Raw genomic sequence first — 6463 nt, 5'->3', positions numbered from 1 at the left:
GGAGTTCGCCGAATTCACCGAAGGCTCGTACCACACCGTGGAACGGATTCTCCGGGCGAGATGCCGGGACCGTCAGGCGGTGGAGGACGCGCTTCACGAAGCCTTTCTGCACGGTCGGGTCGAGTGGTCCAAGCTCCGCGACCACGTCCGGCCGATCGGGTGGATCGTCCGTACGGCGCGGTTCAAGATGCTGAAGGATCACGACCGACGACTGCGGGAGGCCGCGGTGGCGCCGGAGGACCTGCCGCCGTCGTCCCACTCGGACATCGCTGACGCGTGGGAGGCGCAGGAGACGCTGCGCGGCTGGTTGCACCAGTTGCCGGTACGGCACGCCGAGGTGTTCCAGATGTCGAAGGAGGGCTTCTCCAACCAGGAGATCGCCCGCATCCTCGGCCTGACCGAGAACAGCGTCCGCTCCTACAAGGCCGCCGCCAAGAAGGAGCTGTGCGAACTGGCCGAGAAGGCCGGCTTCACCCGCTCGGAGAGCGAGCGGCGGCAGGGGGCCGGCCGTGGATCTCGATGACATCCTGGCGCTCGCCGAGACCACGCCCAGCCCGCTGGAGCTCGCCCGCGCGCGCCGGGTGGCGCGGACCGTGCAGAGCCAGCACGACCTGTCCCTCGCCGAGGGCTACAAGATCATCGTGGACACCGACCTCGCCGATCCCCTGACCTGGGACGCCGACGAGGCCGTCCGGGTCACCCGCGCCGCCCAGTTGGCGAAGCAGGGCACCGTCACCTGGCTGCCCGGTGACCGCGACGCGGAGCGCTTCGAGCGGCTCTCCTGGTCCGACGAGATGGCGATGATCGTCGGGCAGGCGCCGGGAACGCTCCGCCTCACCCCGCGGACGCTCGCCGACCTCGTTCATCCCGCCGATGTCGAGCGCGTCCTCGCCGCGGTGCGGACGGCGTGGGAACAGAGCCGCCCCGACGAGATCGGCTTCCGGGTGGTCCAGCCCGGAGGCAGCGTCCGCCACGTGTACTGCCACCTCGAGATCCTCACCGACGCGGGCCGGCCGGTCGGCGTCATCGCCACCGGCGAGGACATCACCGCGCTCGAACTCGCCCGCCAGGAGCAGCGCCGGCTCGCCGTACGCAGCCGGATGCTCGGCCCCGACCCGGCCGTCCGGGACGTGCTCACCGGGCTCCAGACCCGCGGGTACGTGATCGACGAGGTCGACCGGGCGCGGCGCACCACCGGCGGCGCCCTGATCGTCGTGGCGACCGAACCGGCCACCCGGCTGCCCGACGCGCTGACCGACGAGGACCGCGACCAGGTGACGGCGGAGATCGCCCGGACCCTGCGCGCAGTCGCCGGGGACGGCGTCACCAGCGGGCTGGTGGGTTCCGGCTCGTGGGGGCTACTGCTCGCCCCCCGGGACGACGCGGGGAAGGCCGAGGCCCTGGCCGCCCGGATCGTGGACAAGTTCCGGAACCATCTGTTCAGCGTCCGGCAGAAGCCCCTGCGGCTCAACACCTCGGCCGGCGTGGTCCATTTCGACAACGACATCCCGGACACCGGCTTCGACCTTCTCGTGGACGGCGAGCACGCGGCCCGCGACGCGCACCGCAACGCCACCGCCGTCAAGGTCCTGGAGCGGCCGGTCGCCGAGCGGGAACGGACGGACCGGTGCCGCCGCCGGATTCACCGCGCCGTCTCGGCCAACCGGTTCGCCCTGTACGCCCAGCCCATCATCGATCTCGGGCTCAATCAGGTGGCCCGTCACGAGATTCTGCTGCGCGTTCGCAGCGACACCGGTGAACCGGTCGCGCCGTGGGCCTTTCTCGACATGGCCGAGCGGGTCGGCGAGATCCTGGCGGTGGACAAGTGGGTCATCGACCACGCTCTGGAACTGATCGGCCGCGGGGCACAGACCTCGCATTACCAGGTGAACATTTCCGGGAAGTCGCTCGCCGACCCGGGACTGCTCGCTTTCGTGACCGGGGCGATCCACCGGCACCACGTCAAGCCGGAATGCCTGACGTTCGAAATCACCGAGACCGCGCTCATCGAGAACCGCAACGAGGCGCTGGCCTTCGCCACCGGAATCAGAGAGGTCGGCTGCCACCTGGCGCTCGACGACTTCGGCACCGGATACGGCGCCCTCGCCCAGCTCAAATACCTGCCGGTGGACCTGGTGAAGATCGACGGCGCGTTCATCGTCGACCTGTGCCGGTCGCCAGCCGACCAGGCTGTGGTGTCGGCGCTCGTCGAGCTGTGCCACACGCTCGGCATCCGGGTCGCGGCCGAGTACGTCCAGGACCAGGAGACCCTCGATCTCCTGCGCGCCGCGGAGGTCGACTTCGCGCAGGGATATCAGATCGGGCGGCCGGAACCGATAACTGTGAGCCAGGAGGAGGTGCAGAGCGTCGAACTCGAACTGCGGCTCCTGCCTCAGCAGACCGCCATGGGATGACCGGTCGTCACCCGGCCCGGCTGGGAACCGGCGGGGCGGGTTCCGCCTCGGGCGACCCGGCCGGCGGGGACGCGGCCGCGCGGCGGCGGAACAGCAGCAGCATCAGCCAGCCCGCGACCAGTCCCCAGAACGCGCCGCCCACCCCGAACAGGCTCACCCCGGAGGCGGTGACCACGAACGTCACCACCGCCGCCTCCCGCGCGTCCGGCTGGGCCACAGCCGCCGCGACAGCCCCGGCCAGCGCGCCGAGCAGGGCGAGCCCGGCGACGGCCTCCACCAGCACCGGCGGGGAGAGCAACACCAGTGTGGTGGCCACGCCCGCGCCGAGCCCGAGCAGCGCCAGCCCGATCCCGGCGGTGACCGAGGCGATCCAGCGCCGTTCCGGGTCCGGGTGAGCGTCCGGCCCGGCCGCCAGCGCGGCGGTGATCGCGGCCAGGTTCACCGCGTGCCCGCCGGCCGGAGCGCCGAGGGCGGTGGCGAGCCCGGTCACCCGCAGCGCCGAGCCCAGCGGGGCCCGATAGCCGTAGCCGGCGAGCACGGCGGTGCCAGGCACGTTCTGGGCGGCCATGGTGACCAGGAACAGCGGCAGCGCGAGCCCGACGACGGCGGGCAGCGTCCAGGCCGGCGCGGTGAGCGCGACGACCGGCGCGGCGTCCATCCGGGCCGGGCCGGAGGTGGTGAGCGCGATCGCGACAACTGCCACGGCGAGCGCGCCGGGTACCGCCCAGCGGCGGGCGAACCGGTGCAGCAGGAGCCAGACCAGCACCACCGGCCCGGCCAGCCGGGGCACCTCCACGAGGGCGCGTACGGGCGCCGTACACAGCGGCAGCAGCACCCCGGCGAGCATGGCGGAGGCGATCGGGGCGGGGATCGCGGCGACCGCGCGGCCGAGCGCGGGGATCAGCCCGGCGGCGACGATCAGCAGGCCGGCGAGCAGGAAGGCGCCGACCGCGGCGGGCCAGCCGCCGGTGACCGGCCCGGTGGCGACGAGCAGCGCCGCGCCCGGCGTGGACCAGGCGATCGACAGTGGCAGCCGGTGCCGCAGGCCGAGCCAGACCGCGCAGGCGCCACTGGCGACGCAGAGCGCGAGCAGGCCGGAGGCCGCCTGGTCCCGGTCGGCGCCGACGGCGCGCAGCCCGGCCAGGACGACTGTGAACGAGCTGGCGAAGCCGACCAGGGCGGTCACCACGCCGGCCAGGACGGGTTGGAGCCGACCCCCCATGCTCTCCTCCTCCGCCGTTCCGTTTACGGAACGGCACGGTGTAGCACGATAGCCCTCATGACAGCCGCCGCACCACCCGATGACCGGGGCGCCCGGGAGGTCGGCCGGCGCATCCGCTCGCTCCGCACCGAACGGGGCATCTCCCTGTCCGAGCTGGCCCGCCTCGCGGGCGTCGGCAAGGCCACGCTCTCCGGCCTGGAGAACGGCGTGCGCAACCCCCGGCTGGAAACCCTGTACGCGATCACCGCGCAGCTCGGCGTGCCGCTGACCGCCGTACTCTCCGCGCCCGAGCAGGCACCCACGGTACGCGGGGCGGCTGTCGGCGCCACGCTGCTGGAGGTCTTCGGCGACCGGGAGGCGACCTTCGAGCTGTACCGGATGTGGGTCACCCCGGGTCCGGCTCAGCTCTCCCCCGCCCACTCCAGCGGCGTGACCGAGCACGTCACAGTCTTCTCCGGCGTACTGCGCGCCGGCCCGGTCGACGCCCCGCTCACCGCCGGTCCGGGCGGCTACCTGCGGTGGGTCTCCGACGTGCCGCACACGTACGCGGCGGTGGGCGAGGAGGAGGTCCACGCGAGCCTGCTGCTGCGTTATCCTCGACCGTCCACACCGGACAGTTGACGCATACCCAGGATGCAAGCGGATGACATTTCTTTCAGCAGACCCGCCACCGCGTAGAGACGCGGAGCCGTTCTTCTTGGCAAGCTTGTCCTCATGACGCTCATCCTCCGCTCGGCCATCCTCAACGACGTCGGCCTCGTCCGGACCAACAACGAGGACTCCGCCCTCGCCGGTGACCGCCTCGTGGCGGTGGCCGACGGCATGGGCGGGCTCCCCGCCGGCGAGGTGGCCAGCGAGATCGTCATCCGGATCCTGGACGAGCTGACCCCGCCCACCGGCGCCGACGAGGCGGCCGACGCGCTGCGCGCCGTGGTCAGCACCGCCAACCAGCGCATCCGCGCGGCCATCACCGTCGACCCGGCCCGCGACGGCATGGGTACGACGCTGACCGCCGCCCTGCTCGCCGGGGACACCCTGGTGCTCGCCCAGGTCGGCGACTCCCGCTGCTACCTGCTGCGCGACCACGAGCTGACCCAGCTCACCCGCGACGACACGTTCGTGCAGGCGCTCGTCGACCAGGGCGCGCTCTCCCGCGACCAGGCCCGCCACCACCCGCAGCGTTCGCTGGTCACCCGCGCGGTGCAGGGCTCCGACGCGCCACCCGCCGTCGGGGCGCTCACCGTGTTCCCCGGCGACCGGCTGCTGCTGTGCAGCGACGGCCTCTCCGACTACGTGGAGGACGCCGCCATCGCGGCGGCGCTCGCCACCTACGGCGACCGCCAGCAGTGCGGCGAGCAACTGGTGAAGCTGGCCCACCAGGCCGGCGCGCCGGACAACGTGACAGTGGTCATCTCGGACGTCACCGAGGCGTGAGTCGGCGTCCTTTCCGGTTGCGGAGCGCGCCCGCTGCGGTTGGGATGAACGGATGCACATCCGCCGGCTGGCCGCCGATGAACGACTGACCACCAGCTTCCCGCTCCAGGCGTACGCGTTCGAGGCCTCGCCGATGGGCGCCTCCCGGACCGACCAGTTCCGCGCCTACCTGCCGTACAACGCCGGGAACACGACACTGGTGGCCGAGGAGGACGGCGTCACCGCGGCGGCGGTCTCGGCGATCCCGATGCGGCAGAACCTGCGCGGCGCGGTGCTGCCGATGGCCGGTGTCGCGGGCGTGGCCACCCATCCGCTGGCCCGCCGGCGCGGACACGTCCGCACGCTCATGCACCAGCTCCTCGACGGCATGCGGGACGAGGGGCAGCAGCTCAGCGCGCTGCACCCGTTCCGCGCCTCGTTCTACGAGCGCTTCGGCTACATCGGGCTGCCCCGGCGGCGTACCGCTGTCTTCTCCCCCGCGGACCTGGCGCCGCTGCTGCGCGCCGAACTGCCGGACGAGCTGGTCTGGGAGCGGATCGGCACCGGCTATGCGCGGTGGCGCGCGTACACCGAACGGTGCCTGCGGGAACGGCACGGCTTCGCGGTCTTCCCGGACTTCCGGGCGGTCGGGCTGCGCGACCGCGACGACCGCTGGCTGGTCAGCGTGGTGCGCGGCGGCGAGACGGTCGGCGCTGTCACCTACCGGATCGACGACCACGCCGGCACGCTGCACGCCGACGACCTGCTCGTCGACGACCCGTACGCCCGGGCGTCGGTGCTCCAGTTCTTCGCCCGGCACGTCGACCAGGTGGCCCGGATCAGCGTCCAGATTCCCCCGGACGAACTGCCGGAGCTGTGGCTCACCGACCTCGACGTGCAGGTGGAGGCGAGGGTGGCCCGGCCCGACCCGACCGCGCCGATGGCCCGGCTGCTCAGCCTGGACGCGCTCGCCGACCAGCCGGTCGGGGTGGGCCGGGTGCTGATCGAGGTGGTCGGCGACCGCTGGCTCGCCGGCCGGCACCTGCTCGACGGCACCACCGGCAAGCTGGCGGTGCTGCCCGCGCAGACCACCGCCGAGGGCCGCGTGCCGGCCGCGCGGCTCACCGCCGCCGGGCTGTCCGCCCTGGCGTACGGGGTGCTCGACCCGGCCGAGGTGGTGGTACGCGGCCTGGGCGACGTGCCGGTGGACGCGGCCGGTGAGCTGCGCCGCCTCTTCCCCCGCGAGCTGCCGCACCTGTTCGCCGACTTCTGACCCGGTTGGCGGCACGCGGCCGGGGGTAGGGTCCAGCGCGTGCCGGAATGGCTGGAAGCGGGATTCTGGGGCCTGCTCGCCGGGTCGGCCCTGCTGATCGGGGCGGCCGTCGGGTTCTTCGCGCGCGTACCGCGCCGGACG

General features: G+C 73.2%; 6 protein-coding genes. 5 read left to right on the top strand and 1 reads right to left on the bottom strand.

Annotation, left to right across the window (positions count from 1 at the left end):
- Together KBX39_RS19605 and KBX39_RS19600 are read left to right on the top strand one after the other, a co-directional pair.
- A partial coding sequence (locus KBX39_RS19605) for an RNA polymerase sigma factor (protein WP_247660369.1) occupies positions 1-523 on the top strand: 523 nt, incomplete at its 5' end.
- A complete protein-coding gene (locus KBX39_RS19600) occupies positions 510-2414 on the top strand; it encodes a GGDEF domain-containing phosphodiesterase (RefSeq protein ID WP_210871875.1) in 1905 nt (634 codons plus the stop codon). The genes KBX39_RS19605 and KBX39_RS19600, both read left to right, overlap by 14 nt.
- Before the next feature lie 7 nt (positions 2415-2421).
- On the opposite strand, the gene KBX39_RS19595 is transcribed toward KBX39_RS19600, so the two are convergent.
- Complete coding sequence (locus KBX39_RS19595) at positions 2422-3636, bottom strand: benzoate/H(+) symporter BenE family transporter (RefSeq protein WP_113972227.1); 1215 nt, start codon at positions 3634-3636, stop codon at positions 2422-2424.
- 57 nt (positions 3637-3693) lie between these two features.
- Between KBX39_RS19595 and KBX39_RS19590 the strand changes: the two genes are divergently transcribed.
- The 3 genes from KBX39_RS19590 (at position 3694) to eis (ending at position 6322) form a co-directional block, all read left to right on the top strand.
- Positions 3694-4257 carry a helix-turn-helix domain-containing protein gene (locus KBX39_RS19590; protein ID WP_166455674.1) on the top strand — a complete coding sequence of 188 codons (564 nt, stop codon included), beginning with the start codon at positions 3694-3696 and terminating at the stop codon, positions 4255-4257.
- Positions 4258-4350: 93 nt separating this feature from the next.
- Complete coding sequence (locus KBX39_RS19585) at positions 4351-5070, top strand: PP2C family serine/threonine-protein phosphatase (protein ID WP_013283512.1); 720 nt, start codon at positions 4351-4353, stop codon at positions 5068-5070.
- A gap of 52 nt (positions 5071-5122) precedes the next feature.
- On the top strand, positions 5123-6322 hold the full coding sequence (gene eis, locus KBX39_RS19580; protein WP_210871873.1) for an enhanced intracellular survival protein Eis: 1200 nt from the start codon (positions 5123-5125) through the stop codon (positions 6320-6322).
- Positions 6323-6463 lie beyond the last annotated feature (141 nt).

It is taken from the genome of Micromonospora sp. D75, assembly GCF_018070405.1.
Lineage (GTDB): Bacteria > Actinomycetota > Actinomycetes > Mycobacteriales > Micromonosporaceae > Micromonospora > Micromonospora chalcea.
This window is presented reverse-complemented; position numbering and strand designations above follow the sequence as displayed.

Bases quoted from the DNA above. Each gene is read 5' to 3' on its own strand.
- KBX39_RS19595 (WP_113972227.1), bottom strand. From the start codon at position 3,636: ATGGGGGGTCGGCTCCAACCCGTCCTGGCCGGCGTGGTGACCGCCCTG.
- KBX39_RS19590 (WP_166455674.1), top strand. From the start codon at position 3,694: ATGACAGCCGCCGCACCACCCGATGACCGGGGCGCCCGGGAGGTCGGC.
- KBX39_RS19585 (WP_013283512.1), top strand. From the start codon at position 4,351: ATGACGCTCATCCTCCGCTCGGCCATCCTCAACGACGTCGGCCTCGTC.
- eis (WP_210871873.1), top strand. From the start codon at position 5,123: ATGCACATCCGCCGGCTGGCCGCCGATGAACGACTGACCACCAGCTTC.